This window comes from Cellulomonas sp. P4_H12 (assembly GCF_056400905.1).
This window is the reverse complement of the sequence record NZ_JBFUKJ010000010.1, coordinates 31331-57267: the sequence shown is the minus strand read 5'-3', so window position 1 is coordinate 57267 and position 25937 is coordinate 31331. Positions and strand designations below refer to the sequence as shown.

Annotated in this window: 17 protein-coding genes; 13 read left to right on the top strand and 4 right to left on the bottom strand. The window is 72.2% G+C overall.

All coding sequences use genetic code 11. From position 1 onward, the window contains the following. The first annotated feature begins 88 nt into the window (after nucleotides 1-88). The 3 genes from AC1DQC_RS07460 to AC1DQC_RS07450 are packed head-to-tail and all read left to right on the top strand — an operon-like array spanning nucleotide 89 to nucleotide 3306. Nucleotides 89-1039, top strand: coding sequence for a carbohydrate ABC transporter permease (locus AC1DQC_RS07460; RefSeq protein WP_477050588.1), 951 nt, complete (start codon nucleotides 89-91; stop codon nucleotides 1037-1039). Beyond that, on the top strand, nucleotides 1032-1946 hold the full coding sequence (locus AC1DQC_RS07455) for a carbohydrate ABC transporter permease (protein ID WP_477050587.1): 915 nt from the start codon (nucleotides 1032-1034) through the stop codon (nucleotides 1944-1946). The genes AC1DQC_RS07460 and AC1DQC_RS07455 overlap by 8 nt, the downstream gene beginning before the upstream one ends. Nucleotides 1947-1998: 52 nt before the next feature. Beyond that, nucleotides 1999-3306, top strand: a complete 1308-nt coding sequence (locus AC1DQC_RS07450) for an ABC transporter substrate-binding protein (RefSeq protein WP_477050586.1) — start codon at nucleotides 1999-2001, stop codon at nucleotides 3304-3306. A gap of 143 nt (nucleotides 3307-3449) precedes the next feature. Here AC1DQC_RS07450 and AC1DQC_RS07445 read toward each other — a convergent pair whose 3' ends face one another. After that, nucleotides 3450-4592, bottom strand: a complete 1143-nt coding sequence (locus tag AC1DQC_RS07445; RefSeq protein ID WP_477050585.1) for a LacI family DNA-binding transcriptional regulator — start codon at nucleotides 4590-4592, stop codon at nucleotides 3450-3452. A gap of 371 nt (nucleotides 4593-4963) precedes the next feature. Here AC1DQC_RS07445 and AC1DQC_RS07440 point away from each other — a divergent pair, with 371 nt between their 5' ends. The 4 genes from AC1DQC_RS07440 (at nucleotide 4964) to AC1DQC_RS07425 (ending at nucleotide 13203) form a co-directional block, all read left to right on the top strand. Beyond that, complete coding sequence (locus AC1DQC_RS07440) at nucleotides 4964-7603, top strand: discoidin domain-containing protein (protein ID WP_477050584.1); 2640 nt, start codon at nucleotides 4964-4966, stop codon at nucleotides 7601-7603. Nucleotides 7604-7756: 153 nt separating this feature from the next. Next, on the top strand, nucleotides 7757-9145 hold the full coding sequence (locus AC1DQC_RS07435; protein WP_477050583.1) for a DUF1996 domain-containing protein: 1389 nt from the start codon (nucleotides 7757-7759) through the stop codon (nucleotides 9143-9145). A gap of 79 nt (nucleotides 9146-9224) precedes the next feature. Further along, nucleotides 9225-11846: a discoidin domain-containing protein gene (locus AC1DQC_RS07430; protein ID WP_477050582.1), complete on the top strand. Its 2622-nt coding sequence runs from the start codon at nucleotides 9225-9227 to the stop codon at nucleotides 11844-11846. Nucleotides 11847-11994: 148 nt separating this feature from the next. Beyond that, on the top strand, nucleotides 11995-13203 hold the full coding sequence (locus tag AC1DQC_RS07425; RefSeq protein ID WP_477050581.1) for an MIR domain-containing protein: 1209 nt from the start codon (nucleotides 11995-11997) through the stop codon (nucleotides 13201-13203). On the opposite strand, the gene AC1DQC_RS07420 is transcribed toward AC1DQC_RS07425, so the two are convergent. Both AC1DQC_RS07420 and AC1DQC_RS07415 read right to left on the bottom strand, forming a co-directional pair. After that, nucleotides 13196-14626: a serine hydrolase domain-containing protein gene (locus AC1DQC_RS07420; protein ID WP_477050580.1), complete on the bottom strand. Its 1431-nt coding sequence runs from the start codon at nucleotides 14624-14626 to the stop codon at nucleotides 13196-13198. The genes AC1DQC_RS07425 and AC1DQC_RS07420 overlap by 8 nt on opposite strands. A 202-nt stretch (nucleotides 14627-14828) precedes the next feature. Continuing rightward, nucleotides 14829-17414, bottom strand: coding sequence for an ATP-dependent Clp protease ATP-binding subunit (locus tag AC1DQC_RS07415; protein WP_477050579.1), 2586 nt, complete (start codon nucleotides 17412-17414; stop codon nucleotides 14829-14831). Between the two features lie 278 nt (nucleotides 17415-17692). Here AC1DQC_RS07415 and AC1DQC_RS07410 point away from each other — a divergent pair, with 278 nt between their 5' ends. Beyond that, nucleotides 17693-18676 carry a ScyD/ScyE family protein gene (locus AC1DQC_RS07410; protein WP_477050578.1) on the top strand — a complete coding sequence of 328 codons (984 nt, stop codon included), beginning with the start codon at nucleotides 17693-17695 and terminating at the stop codon, nucleotides 18674-18676. Nucleotides 18677-18839: 163 nt separating this feature from the next. Beyond that, entirely contained in the window at nucleotides 18840-20180 is a 1341-nt protein-coding gene (gene allB / locus AC1DQC_RS07405) for an allantoinase AllB (RefSeq protein ID WP_477050577.1), read from the top strand. Between the two features lie 4 nt (nucleotides 20181-20184). Here allB and AC1DQC_RS07400 read toward each other — a convergent pair whose 3' ends face one another. Beyond that, complete coding sequence (locus AC1DQC_RS07400; RefSeq protein WP_477050647.1) at nucleotides 20185-20865, bottom strand: YoaK family protein; 681 nt, start codon at nucleotides 20863-20865, stop codon at nucleotides 20185-20187. A gap of 29 nt (nucleotides 20866-20894) precedes the next feature. On the opposite strand from AC1DQC_RS07400, the gene AC1DQC_RS07395 reads away from it, so the two are divergent. Genes AC1DQC_RS07395 through AC1DQC_RS07380 form a run of 4 tightly spaced genes read left to right on the top strand, consistent with a single transcriptional unit; the run spans nucleotide 20895 to nucleotide 25935 of the window. After that, on the top strand, nucleotides 20895-21977 hold the full coding sequence (locus AC1DQC_RS07395) for an acetamidase/formamidase family protein (protein WP_477050576.1): 1083 nt from the start codon (nucleotides 20895-20897) through the stop codon (nucleotides 21975-21977). Then, complete coding sequence (locus AC1DQC_RS07390; RefSeq protein ID WP_477050575.1) at nucleotides 21974-23479, top strand: AtzH-like domain-containing protein; 1506 nt, start codon at nucleotides 21974-21976, stop codon at nucleotides 23477-23479. The genes AC1DQC_RS07395 and AC1DQC_RS07390 overlap by 4 nt, the downstream gene beginning before the upstream one ends. Next, complete coding sequence (locus AC1DQC_RS07385) at nucleotides 23476-24684, top strand: pyridoxal-phosphate-dependent aminotransferase family protein (protein ID WP_477050574.1); 1209 nt, start codon at nucleotides 23476-23478, stop codon at nucleotides 24682-24684. Before AC1DQC_RS07390 ends, AC1DQC_RS07385 begins: the two co-directional genes overlap by 4 nt. After that, nucleotides 24685-25935 (top strand): allantoate amidohydrolase, encoded by a 1251-nt coding sequence (locus AC1DQC_RS07380; protein WP_477050573.1) that lies wholly within the window; start codon nucleotides 24685-24687, stop codon nucleotides 25933-25935. The last annotated feature ends 2 nt before the right edge of the window (nucleotides 25936-25937 follow it).

Below are 25937 nucleotides of genomic sequence, written 5' to 3'. Positions count from 1 at the left end.
CAAGCCACAGAAACGGGTGCTACGGTACCGCCGAGGAACCGGTTTCTCACCGGCAACCCACGGCGAACACAGCGAGGTGATCGACGACATGTCTGTAGTGACGGAGCTACGCCGGACCGCCCGGTCCGCCCGTGCCGAGAAGGGCGCGCCGACGCGGCGACCCCTGCGGCGCGGCGACGGGCGGAGCGCGGCGCTCTTCCTCGCCCCCTGGTTCCTCGGGCTGGGCCTCATCACGATCGGCCCCATGGTCGCGTCGGGCTACCTGTCCTTCACGGACTACAGCCTGCTCGCGCCGCCGAAGTGGATCGGGCTCGAGAACTACACGCGGATGTTCGAGGACCCGCGGCTGCTCAACTCGCTGCGGGTCACGTTCACGTACGTGTTCACCGCGGTGCCGCTGCAGCTGGTCGCCGCGCTCGCCCTCGCCCTCATCCTCGACCGCGGCCTGCGCGGGCTGCCGTTCTACCGGTCGGTCCTCTACCTGCCCTCGCTGCTCGGCGGCTCGGTCGCCGTCGCCATCCTGTGGCGCCAGGTGTTCGGGGTCGACGGGCTGGTCAACCAGTTCCTCGCGCTGTTCGGCATCGTCGGCAAGGGCTGGGTCTCGGACCCGGACACCGCGCTCGGCACGCTCGTGCTCCTGCACGTGTGGACGTTCGGGGCGCCGATGATCATCTTCCTCGCCGGGCTGCGGCAGATCCCGGAGATGTACTACGAGGCCGCCGCGATCGACGGTGCGGGGATGCTGCGCAAGTTCCGCAGCATCACGCTCCCGCTGCTCACGCCGATCATCTTCTTCAACCTGGTGCTCCAGGTGATCGGCGCCTTCCAGAGCTTCACGCAGGCCTTCGTCGTCTCCGGCGGCACGGGCGGGCCGGCCGACTCGACGATGTTCTACACGCTCTACCTCTACCAGAAGGGCTTCACGGCCTTCGACATGGGGTACGCGTCCGCCATGGCCTGGCTGCTGGTCTTCATCGTCGGCGTGATGACCGCGATCAACTTCTTCGCCTCCAAGTTCTGGGTCTTCTACGATGACTGAGGTCCGTGTGCGCCCCCTGACGCCCGTCGCCGCGCTCGCCGCCGACTCCCCCGCGCCGCTGCGCCGCCGCTCCCCGTGGCCGGCCCGCCGCCGCGCCGCGCTCAAGCACACCGGCCTCGTCGCCCTGTGCCTGCTGATGCTGTACCCGCTGATCTGGCTGCTGGTCAGCTCGTTCAAGCCCACCGACCTGATCTTCCGCGACGTCTCGCTGATCCCCTCGGACGTCGACTGGACCAACTACTCGGAGGGCTGGAACGCGCTGCAGTACCCGTTCGGCCGGTACCTGCTGAACTCGGCGGTGATCGTGCTCGGGTCGCTGCTCGGCAACCTGGTCAGCTGCTCGATGGCGGCGTACGCGTTCGCCCGGCTGGAGTTCCGGGGTCGGCGGCTGTGGTTCGCGATCATGCTCGGCTCGATCATGCTGCCGATCCACGTGATCATCGTGCCGCAGTACATCCTGTTCGCCCGCCTGGACTGGATCAACACGTTCCTGCCGCTCATCGTGCCGAAGCTGCTGGCCACGGACGCGTTCTTCATCTTCCTCATGGTCCAGTTCTTCCGAGGCATCCCCCGGGAGCTGGACGAGGCCGCGCGGCTCGACGGCTGCGGGCACGGGCGGATCTACCTGCGGATCATGCTGCCGCTGTCGCTGCCCGCCCTGGCCACCACCGCGATCTTCACGTTCATCTGGACGTGGAACGACTTCTTCAGCCAGCTCATCTTCCTCACCCGACCGGACATGTACACCGCGCCGGTCGCCCTCCGCACGTTCCTGGACTCCACGGGCGCCAGCTCGTGGGGCCCGATGTTCGCGATGTCGATCGTCTCGCTCGTCCCCGTCTTCCTCGCGTTCCTCTTCGGCCAGAAGTACCTGGTCAAGGGGATCGCGACGACGGGCATCAAGTAGTTCCGCCGGCCCTCCCGACAGCACACCGTCGTCCCGTCACCCAAGGAGAACCATGCGCCCCCGACCGTCCCTCCGCGTAGGTGCCCTGCTGGCCGTCGCGGCCCTGGCCCTGACCGCCTGCGCGGGCTCGTCCGACGAGCCCGCCGCCGAGGCCACCTCGTCCGGCCCGCCGCAGCCGGTCGAGATCCGCTTCTCGTGGTGGGGGTCCGACACCCGGCACGAGCTGACCCAGCAGGTGCTGGACAAGTTCACCGAGAAGTACCCGTACATCACGGTGGTGCCCGACTACACCGACTGGAACAGCTACTTCGACAAGCTCGGCACGTCGGTGGCCGGCGGCGACGCCCCCGACGTGATCACGCAGGAGGAGCGGTTCCTCGCCGACTACGCCTCCCGCGGGGTGCTGGCCGACCTCAACGAGCTGGGCCTCGACACCTCGAAGATCGACGAGAACGTGCTCCAGTCCGGCACCATCGACGACAAGCTCTACGGCGTGGCCACCGGCGTCAACGCCTACGCGATCGTCGCCGACCCGGCGGCGTTCGCGGCGGCCGGCGTCGAGATGCCCGACGACTCCACCTGGACGTGGGACGACTACGTCGAGATCGCCGACAAGATCTCCGCCGCCACCGGCAAGACCGTCTACGGCGCCCAGGACTACGGGTTCAACGAGCCCGGCTTCTCCATCTTCGCCCGCCAGCGCGGGGAGTCGCTGTACACGAAGGACGGCAAGCTCGGGTACGACGAGAAGACCCTCGCCGACTGGTGGCAGTACTCGCTCGACCTGCAGTCCGGCGGGGGCGAGCCCGACGCCGCCACCACCGTCGAGGTCGACGCCGGCGGTCCCGAGCAGTCGCTGGTCGGCACCGGCAAGGGCGCCATGGCGTGGTTCTGGACCAACCAGCTGACCGCCATCACCAACGCGTCCGGCAAGGAGCTGAAGCTGCTGCGCGTCCCCGGCGAGTCGGAGGAGGACCGGACCGGCATGTACTTCAAGCCGGCCATGTACTACTCGGTCTCGGCCAAGTCCGACCACCCGAAGGAGGCCGCGCTGCTGGTCGACTTCCTGCTCAACGACGAGGCCGCCGGCGACATCCTGCTCTCCGACCGCGGCCTGCCCGCCAACACCGACGTCCGCGCGGCCGTCCAGTCGAAGTTCTCGCCCACCGACCAGCAGGCCGCCGACTTCCTCGCGGACCTCGAGGACGAGATCGTCGACGGACCCGCCGTGCCGCCCGTCGGCGCCGGGCAGGTCGCCGAGATCACCCGCCGCCTCAACCAGGAGGTGCTCTTCGGTCGGATGACGCCGAAGGACGCCGCCAAGCAGTTCACGCTCGAGGTGCAGTCAGCCATCGGCTGACCCGCCGTAACCGCCGCCGACGTCCGCACTCCGTGGGGCCCCACCCCGCCGGAGTGCGGACGTCGCTGCGTGACGACAGGGACGTCCGCGCAACCGGTCGCCGGGGCGACCGGATGTGCGGACGCTCCGAGGGGAAGCCGCCGTCAGGCGCTGTCGCGGATGCGGAGCGTCGGCTCGAAGATCGTCGACGTCACGCGGCGGCCGGGCTCGGCGATGGTGTCGAGCAGGATGCGAGCCATCTCGGCCGCCATCTCCTCGATCGGCTGCCGGACGGACGTCAGGGCGGGCCGGGACGCGGCGCCGAGCGAGCTGTCGTCGAACCCGATGACGCGCACGTCGTCGGGCACCCGGCGGCCGGACGCCTGCAGCGCGTGGATGGCGCCGAGCGCCATGAGGTCGTTCGACGCGAACACGCCGTCCAGGTCGGCGTAGCCGTCGAGCAGCGAGGTCATGGCCGCGACGCCACTCTCGTACGTGAAGTTGCCGCCGACCGTCGGCACGAAGGCCTGGCCGTGCCGGGCCATGGCGTCCTGGAACCCGGACAGCCGGTCCTGGGCGGACGGCACGTCGAGCGGGCCGCTGATCGCGGCGACGTGCCGGCACCCGCGGGCGACCAGATGCTCGGCGGCGAGGCGGGCGCCGTCGCGGTTGGCCACGTCGACGAAGCTCAGCGGGATCGGCCGACCGGGACGGGCGAAGACGACGGCGGGCAGGCCGGCCTCGACCAGCAGGGCGGGCATCGGGTCGTCGCCGCGCGTGGACACGACGAGCGCGCCGTCGGCGTTGCCGTTGCGCAGCGAGGACAGCACCCGGGCGCGGTCCGCATCGGTCTCGGCGAGCATGAGGATCGGGTCGACCTCGCGGGGCCGCAGCGCACGGAGCATGCCGCCGACGACGCGGCCGAAGAACGGGTCGGCGAAGTCGATGGTCGCGGGCTGCCCCTGCTCCTCGGCGCCGGAGATGACGACGATCACCGCACCGGTCCGCCGCGTGACCAGCGACCGGGCCGCGAGGTTGGGCACGTACCCGGTGGCGGCGATCGCGTCGCGGACGACCGTCTGGATGTCGGGGGCCACGCGGCGCTTGCCGTTGACCACGCGGGAGACCGTCGCGCGCGAGACGCCCGCGACCCGGGCGACGTCCTCGAGCGTGGGCGCCCCCGAGCCGGACGCCCGGGGCTGGGGTGCCACCGCGGGGACGCCGTCCGGCGGCGTCGCCTCGAGCGTCGCCGATGCCCCGGCGTGCGCGCGAGCGCTGTCCGCCGGCGTCGGAGCTCGGCCGCTCACGTCCTCCACCACAGCCACGACGATACCAGCGCGGGAGAGCGCTCTACGGCTTCTGCCCGCCGACTCGGCGTCAAAGCGAAGGCTTCTCCCGTCACAACGACTATGCGAGCGGGTGAAAACGGGTATACGGTCCCGTTCGGGAGCCAGATCGGGCACCACCCCTACCCGTGAGCGTGAGATCGAGGGTCGCCATTCGGCCCATGCGATAGAGCGCTCTCCCACATTCGCCGTCCCGCCACGGGCGGCACCCAGCACGACCGGCACAGCTCAACGACGAACTGCACGCCCGGCGCACCGGATCGACGACGAGGTCGACTGCGGAGATCGACACCCTCGTCCCCTGCCACGGGCCACCCCTGGAGGAGACACCTGTGTTCACGACCACCACCCCACGCCCGCTCGGGAACGCGAGGCCGCCCAGCCGCGGCCGACGCCTCCTGGGCCTCCTGGCCGCGGCCGCGCTCGTCGCGGCCGGCGTCGGCATCCCCGCCGCAGCGGCCCAGGCCGACCCGGTCCTGCTGTCGCAGGGCAAGACGGCCACGGCCTCGTCCACCGAGAACGCCGACTACACGCCGGCCTCCGCCGCGGTCGACGGCAACGCCGGCACCCGCTGGTCCAGCCAGGCGTCCGACGCCCAGTGGCTGCGCATCGACCTGGGCACGACGTCGCAGGTCAGCCAGGTCGTCCTCAGCTGGGAGTCGGCCTACGCGTCCGGCTACCAGCTCCAGACGTCGGACAACGGCACGTCCTGGACGACGATCTCCACGACGACCACCGGCAAGGGCGGCAAGGAAACCCTGGACGTCACCGGCAGCGGCCGCTACGTGCAGCTGCTCGGCACCAAGCGCGCCACCGGCTACGGGTACTCGCTGTGGGAGATGCAGGTCTACGGCACCTCGGGCACGGTGACGACGCCGCCGCCGACCGGCACCTGCGGGACGACGAACGTCGCGCAGGGCAAGGCAGCGACCGCGTCGACGTCCGAGCAGGGCGCCGGCACCGCGGCCGGCATGGCGGTCGACGGCAACGCGGCGACGCGCTGGGCGAGCACGTTCGCCGACGCGCAGTGGTGGCAGGTGGACCTCGGGTCCGCCCAGAACCTCTGCAAGGTCACGCTGAGCTGGGAGAGCGCGTACGGCAGGGCATTCCGGGTGCAGGGCTCCACGGACGGGACGACCTGGAGCACCCTGTCCACGATCACCAACGGCACCGGCGGCACGCAGGCGATCACGGTGAGCGGCACCGCCCGCTACCTGCGCCTCGACCTGCAGACCCGCGCGACGGGCTACGGCTACTCCCTGTGGGAGGTGGCGGTGAACACCGCCGGCGGCGGCACGACGACCCCGCCGACCGAGCCGCCGACGGGCCCCGCCGACGGCAAGGTCCGCGTCGCCGGCAGCCAGGGGAACTGGGCGCTGCTGGTCAACGGCCAGAACTGGGTGGTCAAGGGCGTGACGTGGGGCCCGGCCAACGCCGACTTCCCGCAGCACGTGGCCAACCTCAAGGCGCTCGGCGTCAACACGATCCGCACCTGGGGCACCGACGCGGGCTCCAAGGTCCTCTTCGACGCCGCGGCCGCCGCGGGCATCCGCACGGTCGCCGGCTTCTGGCTGGCACCCGGCGGCGGCCCCGGCTCGGGCGGCTGCCCGAACTACGTCACGGACGCCACGTACAAGGCGAGCTCGATGAACGACATCGTCACGTGGGTCACGGCGTACAAGGACAACCCCGGCGTGCTCATGTGGGACGTGGGCAACGAGTCCCTGCTCGGCCTGGGCAACTGCTACTCGGGCGCCGAGCTCGAGGCGCAGCGCGCCGCCTACGCCACGTTCGTCAATGACGCCGCCAAGCGGATCCACCAGATCGACCCCAACCACCCGGTGACGTCGACCGACGCGTGGACCGGCTCGTGGCCGTACTACAAGGCCAGCTCGCCCGACCTGGACCTCTACGGCCTGAACAGCTACAACGCGGTGTGCGACGCCAAGGCGACGTGGATCGCCGGCGGCTACACCAAGCCGTACCTGATCACGGAGAGCGGACCTGCCGGTGAGTGGGAGGTGCCCAACGACGCCAACGGCGTGCCCGACCAGGGCACCGACGCGCAGAACGCGGCCGGCTACACGCGGTCGTGGGACTGCATCAAGGCGCACCCGGGCGTGGCGCTCGGCGCCACGATGTTCCACTACGGCAACGAGGGCGACTTCGGCGGCATCTGGTTCAACCTCAAGCCGGGCACCAACAAGCGCCTGTCGTACTACGCGCTGGCCAAGGCGTACGGCGGCTCCGCCGGTGCCGCGGGCGTCAACACGCCGCCCACGTTCAGCTCGATGACCGTGCAGAACAGCGACGCGGTCGTGGCCGGCTCCACCTTCACGGTGACCGCGCCCGCGACCGACCCGAACGGGGACGCGATCACCTACAACGTGCTGCTGAACAGCAACTACATCAACAAGTCCGGGGGTCTGGCCCCCGCGACGTTCACGCGCAGCGGCAGCACCTTCTCGGTGACGGCCCCCCAGACGCTCGGCGTCTGGAAGGTCTACGTGTTCGCCGAGGACGGCAAGGGCAACGTCGGCGTCGAGACCCGGTCGTTCCGGGTGGTCCCGCCCGCCGTCGCCGGCACCAACATCGCCAAGGGTCGTCCGGCCACGGCGTCGTCGTTCGACCCGTACAACGGCAACTTCACGCCGGGCCAGGCCACCGACGGCGACTACGCCACCCGATGGTCGAGCAACTGGGCCGACAACGAGTGGATCCAGGTCGACCTCGGCTCGGTGAAGACGTTCCGGACGGTCCAGCTGGTGTGGGAGTCGGCGTTCGCCAAGGGCTACCTCGTCCAGACGTCGAACAACGGCACCACCTGGTCCACCGCGACCACGGTCACCGACGGCGACGGCAACGTCGACACGCTGAACGTCACCGGGAACGCGCGGTACGTCCGCGTGCAGGGCGTGACCCGCGGCACGGCGTACGGGTACTCGCTGTACGAGCTCGGGATCTACTCCTGAGCATCCGCTAGATGACGTGCCCGGGGCGGGCGGCCACCCGCCCCGGGCACCACCCCTCGGCCAACCCCTCACAGAGCCGACAACGCCCGAGGGACGTGTGCATCGTCGCACCTCCTTCAGGCCCGTTCCGAACCCCTCCCCTGAAGGAGAACCATGCCCACGCATCTGCACGCCCCACGCTCGAGGAAGGCCCGGGCCTGGCTCGCGGGCGCGCTGTCCGCGCTGCTCGTCGCCGTCGGCCTCGGTGCCGCGATCGCCACGTCCGCGAGCGCGGCACCGGTCAACATCTCGCAGGGCAAGCTGGCGACGTCGTCGTCGGCGGAAGGTCCCGACTTCGTCGGCTCGAAGGCCGTCGACGGGAACACCGGCACCCGCTGGGCCAGCCAGTTCTCGGACGCGCAGTGGTTGCAGGTCGACCTCGGCGCCACGGCCACCATCGACAACGTCCAGCTGCGCTGGGAGGCGGCCTACGGCAAGGCGTTCCAGGTGCAGGTGTCGGCCAACGGCACCACCTGGACCACCGTCGCGACGGTGACCAACGGGACGGGCGGCAACCAGACCGTCGCCGCACCGGGCACCGGCCGCTACGTCCGGCTCAACCTCACCGCCCGCGGCACCGGCTACGGCTACTCGCTGTGGGAGCTCCAGGTGTTCGGGACCGGGGGTGCGACGACGCCGTCGACCACCCCGAAGCCCCTGCCGCCGGCCCCGCCCGGCGCCGACACCACGGTCACGCACCACGAGTTCCAGGCCAACTGCACGCCGACCCGCACCCTCAACGACGACCCGATCGTCTACCCGGGCCGGGCCGGCGCGTCGCACAGCCACACGTTCCTGGGCAACCGCAGCACGGACGCGAACAGCACGACGACGTCGCTGCTCGCGGCCACCGGCACCAGCTGCACCGTGCCGCAGGACAAGTCGGCGTACTGGTTCCCCACGCTGATGCGGGGCGAGAACAAGATCGTCGCCAGCACCGAGCAGACCATCTACTACAAGTCCGGGATCCTCGACTACAAGAAGGTCATGCCGTTCCCGCAGGGCCTGAAGTTCCTGGTGGGCAGCATGGTCGCCACGCAGGACGAGTTCCGGACGGCGCCCGGCGCGGTCGAGGGCTTCGAGTGCGGCACCAGCTCGTTCAACTGGGACATCCCGGCCACCTGCCCGACGGGCTCGATGCTCAACGTCCGCTACCAGGCGCCCAGCTGCTGGAACGGCGTCGACCTCGACTCCCCCAACCACAAGAGCCACATGGCGTACCCCGTCAACGGTGAGTGCCCGGCGACCCACCCGGTCGCGGTGCCGATGATCGAGTTCAAGCTCTCGTGGCCGGCCGACGGCACCATGTCCGACGTCCGGTTCAGCAGCGGTCGCGGCTACTCGTTCCACTACGACTTCTTCAACGCGTGGGACCCGGCCACCCTCAAGGCGCTCACCGAGCACTGCATCAACGGCGGCCTGCAGTGCAACCCCCGCGGCTACGACCTCTACAAGCCGTGGGCCGGCGCCGTGCTCGACGCGAGCTACAACCTCATCCCGTAACCCCCTCGACGCACGGCCCGGCCGCACCCGTCGAAGGCCCGGCCGGGCCGTGCTCCCACCCCCTCCGTAAGGACACTCCATGCACACCCCTGTCCCTTCGCGCGCCCGAGCGTGGGCCGCCGCCGTAGTCGCGGCCGCGGTCGTCGCGGTCGGCGCACTGGCCGCCGCGACCACCGCGAACGCCGCCCCCGTCAACCTCTCGCAGGGCAAGACCGCCACGGCGAGCTCGTCCGAGAACACCGGCTACCTGGCCGCCGCCAACGCGGTCGACGGCAACGCCGGCACCCGCTGGGCCAGCCTCGCGGCCGACCCGCAGTGGCTCCAGGTCGACCTCGGCCAGAGCGCCACGCTCGACCACGTGACCCTCGTGTGGGAGGCCGCGTACGGCAAGGCGTTCACCGTGCAGACCTCCGCCGACGGGTCCGCCTGGGCCACCGCGGCCACCGTCACCAACGGCACCGGCGGCACGCAAGACGTCGCCGTCTCGGGCACCGCCCGGTTCGTGCGTCTCAACCTGACCGCCCGCGCCACCGGCTACGGCTACTCGCTGTGGGAGTTCCAGGTCTTCGGCACCACGGGCACCGTGACGCCGCCGAGCGGCACGTGCGGCACGACGAACGTCGCGCTGAACAAGCCCGCGACCGCGTCGTCCGTGCAGACCGGCTCCGACTACACCGCCAACCTCGCGTTCGACGGCAAGAGCGACACCCGCTGGTCGAGCGCGGCGTCCGACCCGCAGTGGCTGCAGGTGGACCTCGGCTCGTCGCAAAGCCTGTGCCGGGTCGAGCTGGACTGGGAGGGCGCGTACGGCAAGGCGTTCACCATCCAGGCGTCGGCGAGCGCCACGACCGGCTACACGACCATCGGTACCGTGACCAACGGCACCGGCGGCAAGCAGGTGGTCGCCGTCAGCGGCAGCGGTCGCTACGTGCGCATCGTCGGCACCGCGCGCGGCACCGGCTACGGCTACTCACTGTGGGAGGCACGCGTGTACACGGGCTCCGGGTCCACCCCCGACCCCACCCCGACCGGCCCGACGGTCCCCGCCGCCGACCCGGTGAACCCGGACTTCGGCCCGAACACCTACGTGTTCACCCCGACGACGCCGGCGGCCACGGTCCAGAACACCGTCAACCAGGTGTTCGCCACCCAGGAGTCCAACCAGTTCGGCACCGAGCGCGCGCAGTTCCTGTTCGAGCCCGGCGCGTACAGCGTGCAGGCCAACATCGGCTTCTACACGTCCATCAACGGCGTGGGTCGCAACCCCGACGACGTGCAGATCAACGGCGGCGTCTGGGTGGATGCGCAGTGGTTCGGCGGCAACGCGACGCAGAACTTCTGGCGCTCTGCGGAGAACTTCGCCGTGACGCCGAGCACCGGGCAGGCCCGCTGGGCCGTCGCGCAGGCGGCGCCGTTCCGTCGGATCCACGTGAAGGGCAACATCTCGCTGGACTCGTCGGCCTACGGCTGGGCGTCGGGCGGGTACATCGCCGACTCGAAGATCGACGGCCAGGTCGTCTCCTACACCCAGCAGCAGTGGTACACCCGCGACTCGAGCGTGGGCTCGTGGACCGGCTCGCTCTGGAACCAGGTGTTCTCCGGCGTGCGCAACGCCCCGGCCACCAGCTTCCCGGCCCCGGCCATCACCACCTTGCCGACGACGGGCGCCGTGCGGGAGAAGCCGTACCTCTACAAGGAGAACGGGCGCTGGGCGGTCTTCGTCCCGAGCCTCCGCAACGGCAGCACCGGCACCACCTGGGAGAACGGCTCGACGCCCGGTACGTCGCTCGGCCTCGACACGTTCTACCTGGCCAAGCCGGGCGTCACGGGCGCGACCCTCAACCAGGCGCTCGCGCAGGGCCTGAACGTGATGTTCACGCCCGGCGTCTACCACCTCGACCAGACGCTCAACGTCACGCGGGCCAACACCGTCGTGATGGGCCTCGGGATGGCAACGATCGTGCCGGACAACGGCGTCGACGGGATCCGCACGGCCGACGTGGACGGCGTGAAGATCGCCGGGCTGCTGTTCGACCAGGGCACCACGAAGTCGCACGCCGTCGTCCAGCTCGGCGTCGCCGGCGCGCACACGGACCACGCGGCCAACCCGCAGTCGATCCAGGACGTCTTCGTGCGGATCGGCGGCGTCGTCGCCGGCAAGGCCGACAACGGGATCATCGTCAACGCGGACGACACGATCATCGACCACATCTGGTCCTGGCGCGCCGACCACGGGGCCGGGGCCGGCTGGACCGAGAACACGTCGGACTACGGTCTCGTCGTCAACGGGAACGACGTCAACGGCTACGGCCTGTTCGTCGAGCACTACCAGAAGTACAACCTGCTCTGGAACGGCGAGCGCGGCCGCGTGATCTTCTTCCAGAACGAGCTGCCGTACGACCCGCCCAGCGTGGCGGCGTGGTCGCACGACGGGATCCGCGGGTACGCCGCCTACAAGGTGGCGGCGAACGTGACCACGCACGAGGCCTGGGGTCTGGGCTCCTACTGCGTGTTCACCACGGACCCGTCCATCACGGTCGACAACGGCTTCGAGGTCCCGGTCGCGCCGGGCGTGAAGCTGCACAGCCTGTCGACCGTGTCCCTGGGCGGCAAGGGCACCTACGCCCACGTCGTCAACGGCGTCGGGCCGCAGGCGTCCGGCACCGAGACCAAGCCGGCCACGGTCACCCAGTACCCGTGACCTGCTCCTGAAGCGCCGACGGCCCCGGATCTGCGGAACCGGGGCCGTCGGCGTATCTCACCCCCGCCCTGCGCACTCCTTCGTGGCACCCTCCATAGCGGGGGGCGCCGCGCCGTCGTGCGGCTCGCCAGGACGAGAGGGACATTCCATGCCGGAGCAGCTGTTGACCCGACAGGCGGTCGCGTTCGACCCGGCCACCCACGGGTTCGCGTTCCCGAACGCGTTCGTCAACGAGGTGCTCACGCTGCCCAACGGCGCGAAGATCACGACGGCGGGCCGTTGCGGCGGGATGGCGTACGCGGCGCTCGACTACTTCCTCGCCGGGCAGCCGGTCCCCCGCTGGCGCGCCGACCTGTGGGCGCCCGGCCGCGTTCCGCCCGACAGCCACTGGCTCGCCCAGCTGTTCACGCAGCGGCTGCGCGACTCGTTCTTCACCGGGTCCGCCGCCAAGTTCGTCACCTGGTCGCTGCACTCCGACGACGAGACCTGGGTGTTCAAGGGCGTGACGCGGTGGACGAAGGAGGAGGAGCTGCCGCGGGTCGTGCGGTCGATCGACGCCGGCCGGCCGGTGGTCCTCGGGCTCGTCGTCGCCCGGTCGCTGGCCGCCATCGGCGACAACCACCAGGTCATCGCCTACGGCTACGAGCAGGACCGGTCGACCGGGCGGGTCACCCTCACCCTCCATGACAACAACACGCCCGGCCGCCCCGTGACCCTCACCTCGGAGAAGGACCAGCACGACTGGACGGCGTCCAACGGGCACGCGTGGCGCGGCTTCTTCGTGCAGGACTACACGCGCAGGCCCCCGCGCGTCCTGACGACGCACGCCCCCGACGCCAAGGACCAGGTCTCCACGGGAGACACCGTCAAGCTCTCGCACGTGTGGACCGGCCTCACGCTGCACTCGCACGACCGGGCGTACGTGCACCCCGGGTCCGACGGGCTCCAGCAGGTCACGGCCTTCGGCGGTGCCGACGACAACGACCGGTGGCTGCTGGTCGGCACGGCCGGGACCCCCGCGGGCACCGACCTGCGCGACGGCTCGGTGATCCGGCTCCGGCACGTGTCGACCGGCCGCTGGCTGCGCAGCGCGTCCGGCGTGCCGTCACCCCTCTCCCACCAGCAGGAGGTCAGCGCGGGCGACATCGCCGACGACCAGGCCGACTGGCGCGTCGAGGTCATCGACGACCGCCCGTGGACCGCCGGCGCGCGCGTGCGCCTCGTGCACGTCGCCACGAACGCCGCGCTGCACTCCCACCGCGCCTCCGACGCCCGGCTCACCGCCGGCCAGCAGGAGGTCACGGGCTACGCGAAGCGCGACGTCAACGACTGGTGGACGGTGCTCGAGCTCAGCTGACGGTGCCGCGCAGCACGGGCAGCTCGGGGGGCCCGAACGCCACGTTGAACCCGCTCGTGACCGATACCTCGTCACCGCTGACGGACGCCGTCGCCGTGAGGACGAACGGCGACTCGACGAACCGGCAGGTCACCACGTAGGTGTCCGGTGCGGTCCACGCACCGCTGACGAGGACGTCCTCGGGGTCGTGGGGGCGTCGGAGCGTGGTGCGCGTCAGCGCGGGCTGCGCGTGCCCGACCGAGAGGATCACCGTCTCGTCCTCGTGGTCGACGGTGAGCCGGTCGTGCCCGTCCCCGACCTCGAGCACCGCGTGCCGGACCCCGAGCGTGTTCGGCGCGAACGTGATCGTCCGTCCGCTGAGCCGGTCGCCCGTCGGCGTGGTCGGTGCGCCGTGCGGCGGATCGAGGCGGAGGTCCTCCAGCCGCTGGGTCAGCCGGTGCCGGGCGGCGTGGTCGTCGCGCAGCGGGCCGTCCGACAGCCCGGGCAGCAGGTGCTCCCAGACCAGCGCCAGCTCGCCGTGCATCTCGCCCACGCCCGCCGTGATCGCCACGACCACGTCCTGCGCCGGCAGCACCACGCAGTACTGCCCGAAGGCGCCGTCGCCGCGGTAGCTGTCGTGCCGCCCGCGCCAGAACTGGAACCCGTAGCCCTGCGCCCAGTCGATGTCGGGGTTGCCGTCGTTGGGCACCTGCTTCGTCGTCGCCTGCGCCGCCCACCCGTCGGGGAGCACCCGTCGTCCGTCCCAGACGCCGTCCTGCAGGTAGAGCAGACCGAGGGCCGCGATGTCCTCGGTGGTCCCCGACATGCCCGTGCCGCCCGCGTCGATCCCGGCCGGCGACTGCTGCCACGTCGCGCCCTCGATGCCGAGCGGCTCGAACAGCCGCGGGCCGAGGTAGTCGAGCAGCCGCTGACCGGTCAGCTTCTGCACCAGCGCCGAGAGCACGTGCGTGCCGGCCGTGTTGTAGACGAAGAACGTGCCCGGCTCGTGCTCCACCGGCTCGGCGAGGAACGCCGCCACCCAGTCGTCCGTGGCCCGCACGCGCTCCGTCGGGTCCGTGTCGTGCCCGGTCGTCATGGTCAGCAGGTGCCGCACCCGCATGCGCTGGAGGTTCTCGTCGGGCTCGTCCGGCGCCTCGTCGGCGAAGTGGTCGAGCACCAGGTCGTCGACGGTGAGCAGCCCCTCGGCCACCGCGAACCCGACGGCGGTCGACGTGAAGCTCTTGCTCAGCGAGAAGAGCTCGTGCAGCCGGTCCGCCGCGAACGGCGCCGCCCACCCCTCCGCGACCACCGACCCGTGCCGCACCACCATGAGCGAGTGCAGCTCCGGCCAGGCCTCGAGGGCGTCGACCAGGTCGAGCAGGGCCCGAGGGTCGACCCCCTGCTCCTCGGGCGTGGATCGGGGCAGTCGGCGGCGTCCAGGCATGCGCCCACCCTGCCACCGGTCCTGGGCCTCCGCGCGGACGAGAACGTCTCGAGAACGGCAGTTCACCGCGAGAACGGCAGTTCACAGTGCCGTTCTCGCGGCAAAGTGCCGTTCTCGAGACGGCAGCCGGCGCCCTGGGCTGGCCCCGAGACGCGACGAAGCCCCGGTCCGCRYGCGGACCGGGGCTTCGCTGCGTGCTGGGTCAGCCCACCTGAGGCAGGGTGCCCGTGCCGCCGTCGCTGATCGTCGGGCCCGCCGCGGGCAGGTCGGTGCCCGAGCTCGGCGTGCCGTAGGACGACGCCGCACCGACGGCGACCGGCTCCGGCACCGTGGCGCCCTTGGGGACGCCGCGGAACGTGAACTCCCCGAGCAGGCCTTCGCCCTCGGCGTCCACGATCACCAGCTGGCCGGCCTTGAGCTCGCCGAACAGGATCTTCTCGGACAGCGCGTCCTCGATGTCCCGCTGGATGGCGCGGCGCAGCGGCCGAGCACCCAGGACCGGGTCGTAACCCTTCTCCGACAGCAGCTTCTTGGCCGCGGGCGTGATCTCGATGGCCATGTCCTTGTCCCGCAGGCGCTTGTCCAGCTTGGCGACCATGAGGTCGACGATCGCGAAGATCTCCGGCTGGGACAGCTGGGGGAACACGACCACGTCGTCGACGCGGTTGAGGAACTCAGGCCGGAAGTGCTGCTTGAGCTCGTCGTTGACCTTGGACTTCATGCGCTCGTACGACGTCGACAGGTCGCCGCCGGCCTGGAAGCCGGTCATGAGGCCCTTGGCGATGTCCCGGGTGCCGAGGTTCGTGGTCATGATGATGACGGTGTTCTTGAAGTCGACCACGCGGCCCTGCGAGTCGGTCAGGCGACCGTCCTCGAGGATCTGCAGCAGCGAGTTGAAGATGTCCGCGTGCGCCTTCTCGACCTCGTCGAAGAGGACCACGGAGAACGGCTTGCGCCGCACCTTCTCGGTCAGCTGGCCGCCCTCGTCGTACCCGACGTAGCCGGGGGGCGAGCCGAACAGCCGCGAGACCGTGTGCTTCTCCGAGAACTCGGACATGTCGAGCTGGATGAGCGCGTCCTCGTCGCCGAACAGGAACTCCGCGAGCGCCTTGGCCAGCTCGGTCTTCCCGACGCCCGTGGGGCCGGCGAAGATGAACGACCCACCGGGACGCTTCGGGTCCTTGAGGCCCGCACGCGTACGACGGATGGCCTGCGAGAGCGCCTTGATGGCGGCGTCCTGGCCGACGACCCGCTTGTGCAGGTTCTCCTCCATGTGGAGCAGGCGGCTGGACTCCTCCTCGGTGAGCTTGAACACCGGGATGCCCGTGGCGATCGCCAGCACCTCGGCGATGAGCTCCTCGTCCACCTCCGCGACCGCGTCGAGGTCGCCGGACTTCCAGGCCTTCTCCTTCTCCACGCGCTTGAGACCGAGCTGCTTCTCGGCGTCGCGGAGACGGGCTGCCTTCTCGAAGTCCTGCTCGTCGATCGCCGACTCCTTGTCGCGGCGCGTCTCGGCGATCTGCTCGTCGAGCTCGCGCAGCTCCGGGGGAGCCGTCATGCGGCGGATGCGCAGGCGGGCGCCGGCCTCGTCGACCAGGTCGATCGCCTTGTCCGGCAGGTAGCGGTCGTTGACGTACCGGTCCGCCAGGGTGGCGGCGGCGACCAGCGCGGCGTCCGTGATGGACACGCGGTGGTGGGCCTCGTACCGGTCGCGCAGACCCTTGAGGATCTCGATCGCGTGCTGCAGGTTCGGCTCCGCCACCTGGATCGGCTGGAAACGACGCTCCAGGGCCGGGTCCTTCTCGACGTACTTGCGGTACTCGTCGAGCGTGGTGGCACCGATGGTCTGCAGCTCGCCGCGCGCCAGCATCGGCTTGAGGATGCTCGCGGCGTCGATGGCGCCCTCGGCGGCACCCGCCCCGACGAGGGTGTGGATCTCGTCGATGAACAGGATGATGTCGCCGCGCGTGCGGATCTCCTTGAGCACCTTCTTCAGGCGCTCCTCGAAGTCACCGCGGTAGCGGCTGCCGGCCACGAGCGCGCCCAGGTCCAGCGTGTACAGCTGCTTGTCCTTGAGCGTCTCGGGCACGTCGCCGCGCACGATGTCCTGCGCGAGGCCCTCGACGACGGCGGTCTTGCCGACGCCGGGCTCCCCGATGAGGACCGGGTTGTTCTTGGTGCGGCGGGACAGCACCTGCATGACCCGCTCGATCTCCTTCTCGCGCCCGATGACCGGGTCGAGCTTGCCGTCGCGGGCAGCCTGCGTGAGGTTGCGACCGAACTGGTCGAGGACGGCGCTGCCCGAGGGCTGCCCCTCCTGGGGACCGCCGGCGGCGACGGGCTCCTTGCCCTGGTAGCCGGAGACGAGCTGGATGACCTGCTGGCGCACGCGGTTCAGGTCCGCGCCCAGCTTGTTGAGGACCTGGGCGGCGACGCCCTCGCCCTCGCGGATGAGGCCGAGCAGGATGTGCTCGGTCCCGATGTAGTTGTGACCCAGCTGGAGCGCCTCGCGCAGCGACAGCTCGAGCACCTTCTTGGCGCGCGGGGTGAAGGGGATGTGGCCCGACGGAGCCTGCTGGCCCTCGCCGATGATCTCCTGCACCTGGGCGCGGACGGCCTCGAGCGAGATGCCGAGCGACTCGAGGGCCTTGGCGGCGACGCCCTCACCCTCGTGGATCAGGCCCAGCAGGATGTGCTCCGTGCCGATGTAGTTGTGGTTGAGCATCCGTGCCTCTTCTTGGGCAAGGACGACCACGCGACGGGCTCGGTCCGTGAATCTCTCGAACATGTGCACTCCTCACGAGCTGCGTGCCGGCTCCCCTGGCTGGCGCACCGGGGGACGACGGACGGCGGCGTTGTTTCGATGCTAACGGGGGGCTGGTGCCGGGACTGCCCGTGTTCGCCGCAGGCGTGACGACGGCCCCCGGTTGCCCAGGGTCATGGATCGCCGGAGCGCCCGGGTCTAGCGTCGATGTGCCCGAAGGGCGTCCCGGGCGAGCAGGGGCGACGACGCCTCGGCCACCCGAACCCGCACGACTCCTGGTTGTCCTCGAGGGGAGGGGTCCCATGGGTCCCCGACGACTGCTGCTCGCCTTGTCCTCCGCTGCGCTGCTCGTCCTGGCGCCGTCCACCGCGTACGCGCACCACCCAGATCCGTCGCCCGAGCCGCAGCTGCTCACCTCCGGGCTGTCGGGCGCCTGGGGAAGCACCGTCGGCCCGGACGGCGCCCTGTACGTGGCGGAGTCCGGGACCGGGGAGGTCTCCCGGATCGACCCGCGCACCGGCGCGACGACCACGTTCGCCTCCGGCCTGCCGACCGCCCCGAACGGCGGCCCCCACGACATCGCGTTCGTGCGGGGGACGCCGTACGTGCTGGTCGGCTTCGTCACGCCAGAGGCAGGCGGCGCTGAGGGCAACGTGGACGGCATCTACCGGATGGACGGACCCAGCGCGTTCACGCTCGTGGCGGACATCGGTGACTTCGCCAGAAACAACCCGCCGAGCACCGACTTCTTCATCGCGACGGGCGTCCCGTACGCGCTCGAGCCGTACGCCGGCGGCTTCCTGGTCACCGACGGCCACCACAACCGCGTCTACCAGGTGGGTCTCGACGGCTCGGTGTCGGTGCGGATCGCGTTCGAGAACATCGTCCCGACGGGACTGGACACGGTCGGCTCCCGGGTCTACATGGCCGAGGCCGGCCCCCTGCCGCACCTCGCGGCGGACGGCAAGGTCGTGACGTTCGGCAAGCGCTCCACGACCGCGACCGAGGTCGCCGCCGGCGGGCCGCTCATGGTCGACGTCCAGGCCGCGCACGGGCACACCCTGTACGCGCTCGCGCAGGGCGACTGGCCGCTCGGCGGGCAGGCGGGCTCCCCGGCGGCGCCCGACACGGGCCTGCTGCTGAAGGTCGGCAGGGACGGCTCGCTCGACGTCGTCGCCGACGGCCTCGACCAGCCGGTGTCGTTCCAGATCATCCGCGGCACGGCCTACGTCGTCACGCTCGGCGGGGAGGTGTGGACCGTCGATCTCGGTCGGCACGGCCACTGACGCACGCCGAAGGGCCGGGCCGCGGGCTCGGCCCTTCGGCGCGTCCGGGGACTCACGACCGACGTCCAGAGTTCACGATGCCGAAATCGATGGCCGGTTGGGTGAGCCACGCCGACGTACCGGTGGCCGTAGCCTGACGCAGCAGACGACGCAAGGAGCCTGGATGACCCCGCCCGACCTCGTCGTGCGCGCCGGCCGCGCATGGATCGACGGTGCGCTGCGCCCGGCCGAGGTCCACGTGACCGACGGCGTGGTCACCGCGGTCGACGGCCCCGTGCCGCCGGGTGTCCCGGTCGTCCGGCTCGCCGACGAGGAGGTGCTGCTCCCGGGCCTGGTCGACAGCCACGTGCACGTCAACGAGCCCGGCCGCACCCACTGGGAGGGCTTCGCCTCGGCGACGCGCGCGGCCGCCGCCGGTGGCGTGACCACGCTCGTCGACATGCCCCTCAACTCGATCCCACCCACCACGACGGTCGCGGCCCTCGAGGCGAAGCGTGCCGCGACGGTGGGCAAGCTCAGCGTCGACGTCGCGTTCTGGGGCGGCGCCGTGCCGGAGAACCTCGGCTCGCTGGCGCCGCTGCACGCCGCGGGCGTCCGGGGGTTCAAGGCGTTCCTCACGCCGTCGGGCGTCGACGAGTTCGGGCACCTCGACGGGGTGCAGCTCGAGACCGCCCTCGCGGAGGTGGCCGGCCTGGGCAGCGTGCTGATCGTGCACGCCGAGGACCCCGCCGACCTGCGCGGGGACGGCGCGCTCGGCCCGCGCTACGCGGACTTCCTGGCCAGCCGGCCCCCGCTCAGCGAGCGCCACGCGATCGCCCGCGTCATCGACGCGATGCGCCGCACCGGCGCCCGCGCGCACGTGCTGCACCTGTCCGACGCCGGATCCCTCGGTCTGGTCCGGTCCGCCAAGGCCGAGGGCCTGCCCCTGACGGTCGAGACCTGCCCGCACTACCTCGCGCTGCGGGCGGAGGACGTGCCCGAGGCCGCGACGCAGTTCAAGTGCTGCCCGCCCGTCCGCGACGCCGCCAACCAGGACCTGCTGTGGGCCGCGGTGCTGGACGGCACCATCGACGCGATCGTCTCCGACCACTCGCCGTCCACCGCGGACCTCAAGGGCACCGACTTCGGGCTGTCGTGGGGCGGCATCGCCGGGCTGCAGCTGGGGCTGTCGGTGGTGTGGACGCAGGCGCGCACGCGCGGGGTGCCGCTCGAGGCGCTGCTGCCTCTGTTCACCACGGGTCCGGCGCGGGTCGCCGGGCTGGTGGGGCTCGGCGTGCTGGAGGTCGGCGCGCCCGCGCACCTCGTCGCGTTCGCACCGGACGACGAGCGCGTGGTCGACGTGCACCGCCTCGAGCACCGCAACCCGGTCTCGCCCTACGACGGGACCACGCTGGCCGGCGCGGTGCGCACGGTGTGGCTGCACGGCTCGCCCGTCGTCGAGCGCGGGGCGGTCACCGCGCCCGGCACCGGTCGCGTGCTGCTGCCGGAGACCGCCCGTGCGTGAGCGCTCAGGCCTCGCGGTGCCGGTGGCCGAGCGCCGAGGCGACGAGGGCCAGCACCCCGGCGAACAGCATCCCGACGCCCACGCCCTGCTCGCCGCCCACGCGCAGCAGCAGAGCGCCGACACCCGCGCCGACCAGGATCAGGACKACCGCGAGCGACCGGCGCGCCCAGCCGTCGCCGCTGCCGCCGGCCAGCCGGCTGTCCGCAGCGAGGCCGGTCAGCGTGGAGGTCACGACGACGGTGGTCACGTCCTTGACCGCCAGGCGCCGGGCGGTCGCCGCCTGCAGCCCCATGGCGACGGCGAGCAGGGTGGTCACGACGAGCGCCCAGACGGTGCCCTCCTGCGGTGGGGCGACGAGCGCCCCGAGACCGAGCGCGACCGCCAGCACGCCGGTCGCGGCGAACGTCGTGCTCGTGCGGTGCGACCAGCCCGCGGGTGCGCTGCGCAGCACGCGACCGCCCACCGCGGCGCCGCCCAGGAAGCCGGCGAGCGCGAGCGTCGGGCCGAGGATCGGCAGGTCGTCCGCGCCCGCGAGCGCCATGCCGAGGATGACGACGTTGCCGGTCATGTTCGCGGTGAACACACGGTCCAGGCCCAGGTAGCCGACGGCGTCGACGATGCCCGTCGTGAACGTCAGCGCCAGCATGAGCACCAGGTGGCGGCGGGCGTCGTCCCATGTCTTCATCACGGCGTCATGGTGGGGGTGCGGGACCGATGAGCGCAACGCTGCAGCCAGGCACCGGCCCGATCCGGGCGACGACGTACCTGGCGTCCACGCCGGCGACGGTGCTGTGGGGCCGGCTCCCGTGCGCGACCGACGAGCCCGTGCTGCGGGTCGCGGCCGGCACCGAGGTCACCATCGACACGGTCAGCCACGAGGGCCTGCTCGACGACCAGGGCAGCGACCCGATGGCGTTCTTCACGGGCCACGGCGTCGACCCGCGGGACGTGCTCAGCGACGCCGTCGAGATCGTCGGCACCCTGACCCGCGACCCGGACGACGGCCCGCACGTGGTGACCGGCCCCATCCACGTCGAGGGCGCGGTGCCCGGCGACCTGCTGGCCGTCACGGTGCTCGAGACGACGCCGCGGGTCCCGTACGGCGTGATCTCCAACCGGCACGGCCGTGGCGCGCTGCCGGGCGAGCTGCCGCGCGGGCCCGAGAACGTCAGCGTGTTCGCGACGGTCAGGCAGACCGAGGACGGCCCGGTCGGCTGCCTGCCGGCGGTCGAGGGCGGCGAGCGGCTCGTCGAGTTCCCGCTCGCGCCGTTCCTCGGGATCATGGGCGTCGCCGTGGCGGGCGACGAGCGGCCGCACTCCGTGCCGCCCGGCGCGCACGGCGGCAACATCGACATCAACCTGCTGCAGGTGGGCAGCACGCTGTACCTGCCGGTGCAGGTCCCCGGCGCGCTCGCCTACGTCGGCGATCCGCACTTCGCGCAGGGCGACGGCGAGGTGGCGCTCACGGCGCTGGAGGCCTCGCTGCGGGTCACGCTCCGGTTCGACGTCGTCCCGGCCGCCGAGGCCCGCGCGCGGTTCGGGTCGTTCGAGGGACCGCTCGTCGAGACGCCGGAGTACCTGGTGCCGACGGGCCTCGACGCGGACCTCGACGAGGCGGTCCGCCGGTGCGTCCGGGCGGCGCTCGCGCTGCTGCAGGCCCGCTGGGGCCTCGACGAGCACCTCGCCTACGCGTACCTGTCGGCGGCGGCCGACATCAACATCTCGCAGGTGGTCGACCGGGTGTGCGGCGCGCACGCCCGGATCCGCATCGCTGACTTCGACGGGCTGGCCCGATGATCCCCGACGACCTCCAGGCCGCCTTCGACGCCTACGAGCACGCGCTCGCGCAGGACGACGTTGCGGCCCTCGACGACGCGTTCGCGCCGGGACCGGACACGCTGCGCGGCGACAGCGGCGGCCTGCTCGTCGGGCACGACGCCATCAGCGCGTTCCGCGGCGCCCGCGGCGGCATCTCCCCGCGCGTGCTGGACCGCGTGGAGTCGCGCCGGCTGGCCGACGACTGCTGGCTGATCGTCGCGACCTCCCGCTACGACGGCGGCGGCACCGGCCTGCAGACCCAGGTGTGGCAGCGGCCGGACGGTCGCTGGCGGATCACCGCGGCCCACGTGACCGGGCGGACGCCGAGCTTCGACACGGCGGTCTGGCGGACGGTCGGCGACCCGCTCTACCAGGGCGCGTTCGAGGGTCCCCTGCTCGGGCTGCGGGTCGCGGTCAAGGACGTGTTCGCGGTCCGCGGCTACCGCATCGGCGCCGGCAACCCCACCTGGCTGCGCGGCGCCGCCCCCGAGCGCCAGCACGCCCCGGTGGTCCTCGACCTGCTCAAGGGTGGCGCCTCCGTCCGCGGGCTGGCGCGCACCGACGAGCTGGCGTACTCGATCGCCGGCACCAACCCCCACTACGGCACCCCGGCCAACGGCGCCCTGCCCGGCGCGCTGCCCGGCGGCTCGTCGAGCGGCCCGGCCACCGCCGTCGCCACCGGCCAGGCGGACGTCGGCCTGGCCAGCGACACCGGCGGCTCCATCCGCGTCCCCGCGTCGTACCAGGGCCTGTGGGGCCTGCGGACCACCCACGGGCTGGTCCCGCGGCAGGGCATGGTGCCGCTCGCGCCGTCCTTCGACACCGTCGGCTGGCTGACCCGCGACGGCGCGACGCTCGAGGCCGTGGCGGCGTGGTGCCTCGAGGACGACGCCCCGCTGCTCCCCGCGCGTCGGGTGGTGCCGGTCGAGGTGCTCCAGCTGGTCGAGCCGGCCACCCGCGAGGCGTTCGAGGCCTGGGCCGGGGGCACCGTCGAGGAGGTCGAGGTCGGCCCGCTCGACGAGTGGTCCGAGGCGTTCCGCGTCGTGCAGGCCGCCGAGGCATGGCGGGCGCACGGCGCCTGGCTCACCGAGCACCCCGACGCGGTCGGCGGCGCGGTCCGCGCCAGGTTCGCGCTCGCCAGCCAGGTCACGGCCGACCAGGAGGCCGCCGCGCGGGCGCAGGTCGAGCGGCTCGTCCAGGTGATCCGCTCGATCGCCGACGACGCCGTCCTCGTGCTCCCGACGACGCCCGGCCCGGCCCCCGCCCGGACCGCGAGCGCCGAGGAGGTCGACGGCGTCCGCGCGGCGACCTTGCGAATGACGGCCTTGGCCGGCATCGGCGGCCTGCCCGCGCTGTCCGTGCCCGCGCTGCGGTACCCGTCGGCGCTCGGCCCGGCACCCGTCGGCGTCTGCTTCGTCGGGCCCCGCGGCAGCGACCTGTCCCTCGTCCGTCACGCCCGCTCCCTCGGAGGACCCGCATGACCGCCCCGGTGAACCCGCCGCCCCGCCTGCTCATGGGCCCCGGGCCCGTCAACGCGGACCCGCGCGTGCTGCGGGCGCTGTCCACCCCGCTGATCGGCCAGTACGACCCGGTCATGACCGGCTACATGAACGAGACCATGGCGCTGTACCGCGAGGTCTTCGCGACGACCAACGAGGCGACCCTCCTGGTGGACGGCACGTCCCGCGCGGGGATCGAGGCGGCTCTGGTGTCCCTGGTCCGGCCCGGGCAGCGCGTGCTCGTGCCGGTGTTCGGACGCTTCGGGCACCTGCTGGCCGAGATCGCGCTGCGCGCGCAGGCCGAGGTGCACACCATCGAGGTGCCCTGGGGCCAGGTGTTCACCGCTGCGGCCGTCGAGGAGGCGATCGTCCGCGTCCGGCCGCACCTGCTCGCCATGGTGCAGGGCGACACGTCGACGACGATGAACCAGCCGCTCGACGAGCTCGGCGCGATCTGCCAGAAGCACGGCGTGCTGCTCTACACGGACGCCACCGCGTCGCTGGGCGGCAACCCGTTCGAGATGGACGCATGGGGCATCGACGCCGCGACCGCGGGCCTGCAGAAGTGCCTGTCCGGTCCGTCGGGCAGCGCCCCGATCAGCCTCTCCGACGCGGCCGTGGAGGTCATCCGCGGCCGGCGCCGCATCGAGGCCGGCCTGCGCGAGGAGTCCGACGAGGACGCCGGCGAACCGGTGCACTCCAACTACTTCGACCTCGGCATGGTCCTCGACTACTGGGGTCCGCGGCGGCTCAACCACCACACCGAGGCGACGAGCATGCTCTACGCCGCGCGGGAGTGCGCCCGGATCATCCTCGACGAGGGGCGGCAAGCCGTCATCGATCGTCACGAGCGCGCCGGGCGGGCCATGCTCGCGGGTGTCCGCGGCCTGGGCCTGACCGTGTTCGGCGACGTCGCGCACAAGATGAACAACGTGGTGGCGGTCGAGATCCCGGACGGGGTGGACGGCGATGCCGCCCGCGGCGCCATGCTGCAGGACTTCGGCATCGAGATCGGCACGTCGTTCGGCCCGCTGCACGGGCGCGTCTGGCGCATCGGCACCATGGGCGCGAACGCGCGCCTGGACACCGTGCTGGTGACGCTCGCGGCCCTCGAGCAGGTGCTGCGCCGGGCGGGGGCGCGCGTCCCGCAGGGGGGCGGCGTCGACGCCGCCCACGAGGCGTTCTGAATGGACCCCGTCGACCTGCACGCGGCCGCCCGCCGCATCATGGCGCGCTGCGACGAGCTCGCCGCGTACACGTCGATGACCGGCGGGATCGAGCGCGTCTACCTGTCCCCCGAGCACGCCCGCGTGAACCGCGTCGCGGCGCGGTGGATGCGCGAGGTCGGCCTCGACACGCGCCAGGACGAGGCCGGCAACCTCGTCGGCCACCTGGACGGCCACGACCCCGAGGCGCCCGCGCTCCTGCTGGGCTCGCACCTCGACACGGTGCGCGACGCCGGCCGCTACGACGGCATCCTCGGCGTGCTCATGGCGATCGAGGTGGTCCGGGCGCTGCGCCCCCGCGCGTCGTCGCTGCGGTTCGGGCTCGACGTCGTCGCGTTCTGGGACGAGGAGGGCGCCCGGTTCGGCACGGCGCTCCTCGGGTCGTCCGCGATGGCCGGGCGGTGGAACGAGGCGTGGTGGGACCTCACCGACGAGCACGGCACGACGCTGCGCACCGCGTTCAGCGAGTTCGGCCTCGACCCGGGCCGGGTCGGCGCGGCGGCGCGCACCCCGGAGTCACTTGCCGGCTACCTCGAGGCGCACATCGAGCAGGGTCCGGAGCTCGACGACGGCGGCGCACCGCTGGGCGTCGTCACCTCGATCGCGAGCGCCCGGCGGTTCGCCGTGCAGATCGACGGCGAAGCCCGGCACGCGGGCGGCGCGCGGTACGAGAAGCGGCACGACGCCCTGCTGGGCGCCAGCGAGGTCGCGCTCGCCGTCGAGCGGCTGTGCCGGGCCGAGCACCACATCATCGGCACCGTCGGCCGCCTGGAGACGTTCCCGGGTGCGGTGAACGTGGTGCCCGGAGAGGCGCGGCTGACCGTGGACCTGCGCGGCGAGCACGACGACGACCGCGACCGGGTGTGGGGCAGCATCACGCGGGAGCTCGACGAGATCGCCGGGCGCAGGGGGCTCACCTGGTCCGCGCGCGAGCTGCACGAGGCCCCCGCCGTGATGTGCGACGCCCTGCTGCAGGACGTCGTGCGCGCCGGGATCGAGGACACCGGCCGTCGGCACGTGCCCGCGCTGTTCAGTCGCGCGGGCCACGACGCCATGGCCATCGGTGCCGTCACGGGCGTCGGCATGCTGTTCCTGCGCAACCCCGACGGCATCAGCCACCACCCGGACGAGGACGTGAGCCTGGCCGACGTCGAGACGGGCCTGCAGGCGCTGACCGCGACGGTCGAGCACCTGGCCCGCGAGACCGCCTGAGA

What these genes read in the sequence shown, in the direction of transcription:
- AC1DQC_RS07460 (WP_477050588.1), top strand. Translation starts at nt 89, where the DNA reads ATGTCTGTAGTGACGGAGCTACGCCGGACCGCCCGGTCCGCCCGTGCC.
- AC1DQC_RS07455 (WP_477050587.1), top strand. Translation starts at nt 1,032, where the DNA reads ATGACTGAGGTCCGTGTGCGCCCCCTGACGCCCGTCGCCGCGCTCGCC.
- AC1DQC_RS07450 (WP_477050586.1), top strand. Translation starts at nt 1,999, where the DNA reads ATGCGCCCCCGACCGTCCCTCCGCGTAGGTGCCCTGCTGGCCGTCGCG.
- AC1DQC_RS07435 (WP_477050583.1), top strand. Translation starts at nt 7,757, where the DNA reads ATGCCCACGCATCTGCACGCCCCACGCTCGAGGAAGGCCCGGGCCTGG.
- AC1DQC_RS07430 (WP_477050582.1), top strand. Translation starts at nt 9,225, where the DNA reads ATGCACACCCCTGTCCCTTCGCGCGCCCGAGCGTGGGCCGCCGCCGTA.
- AC1DQC_RS07425 (WP_477050581.1), top strand. Translation starts at nt 11,995, where the DNA reads ATGCCGGAGCAGCTGTTGACCCGACAGGCGGTCGCGTTCGACCCGGCC.
- AC1DQC_RS07420 (WP_477050580.1), bottom strand. Translation starts at nt 14,626, where the DNA reads ATGCCTGGACGCCGCCGACTGCCCCGATCCACGCCCGAGGAGCAGGGG.
- AC1DQC_RS07415 (WP_477050579.1), bottom strand. Translation starts at nt 17,414, where the DNA reads ATGTTCGAGAGATTCACGGACCGAGCCCGTCGCGTGGTCGTCCTTGCC.
- AC1DQC_RS07410 (WP_477050578.1), top strand. Translation starts at nt 17,693, where the DNA reads ATGGGTCCCCGACGACTGCTGCTCGCCTTGTCCTCCGCTGCGCTGCTC.
- allB (WP_477050577.1), top strand. Translation starts at nt 18,840, where the DNA reads ATGACCCCGCCCGACCTCGTCGTGCGCGCCGGCCGCGCATGGATCGAC.
- AC1DQC_RS07395 (WP_477050576.1), top strand. Translation starts at nt 20,895, where the DNA reads ATGAGCGCAACGCTGCAGCCAGGCACCGGCCCGATCCGGGCGACGACG.
- AC1DQC_RS07390 (WP_477050575.1), top strand. Translation starts at nt 21,974, where the DNA reads ATGATCCCCGACGACCTCCAGGCCGCCTTCGACGCCTACGAGCACGCG.
- AC1DQC_RS07385 (WP_477050574.1), top strand. Translation starts at nt 23,476, where the DNA reads ATGACCGCCCCGGTGAACCCGCCGCCCCGCCTGCTCATGGGCCCCGGG.
- AC1DQC_RS07380 (WP_477050573.1), top strand. Translation starts at nt 24,685, where the DNA reads ATGGACCCCGTCGACCTGCACGCGGCCGCCCGCCGCATCATGGCGCGC.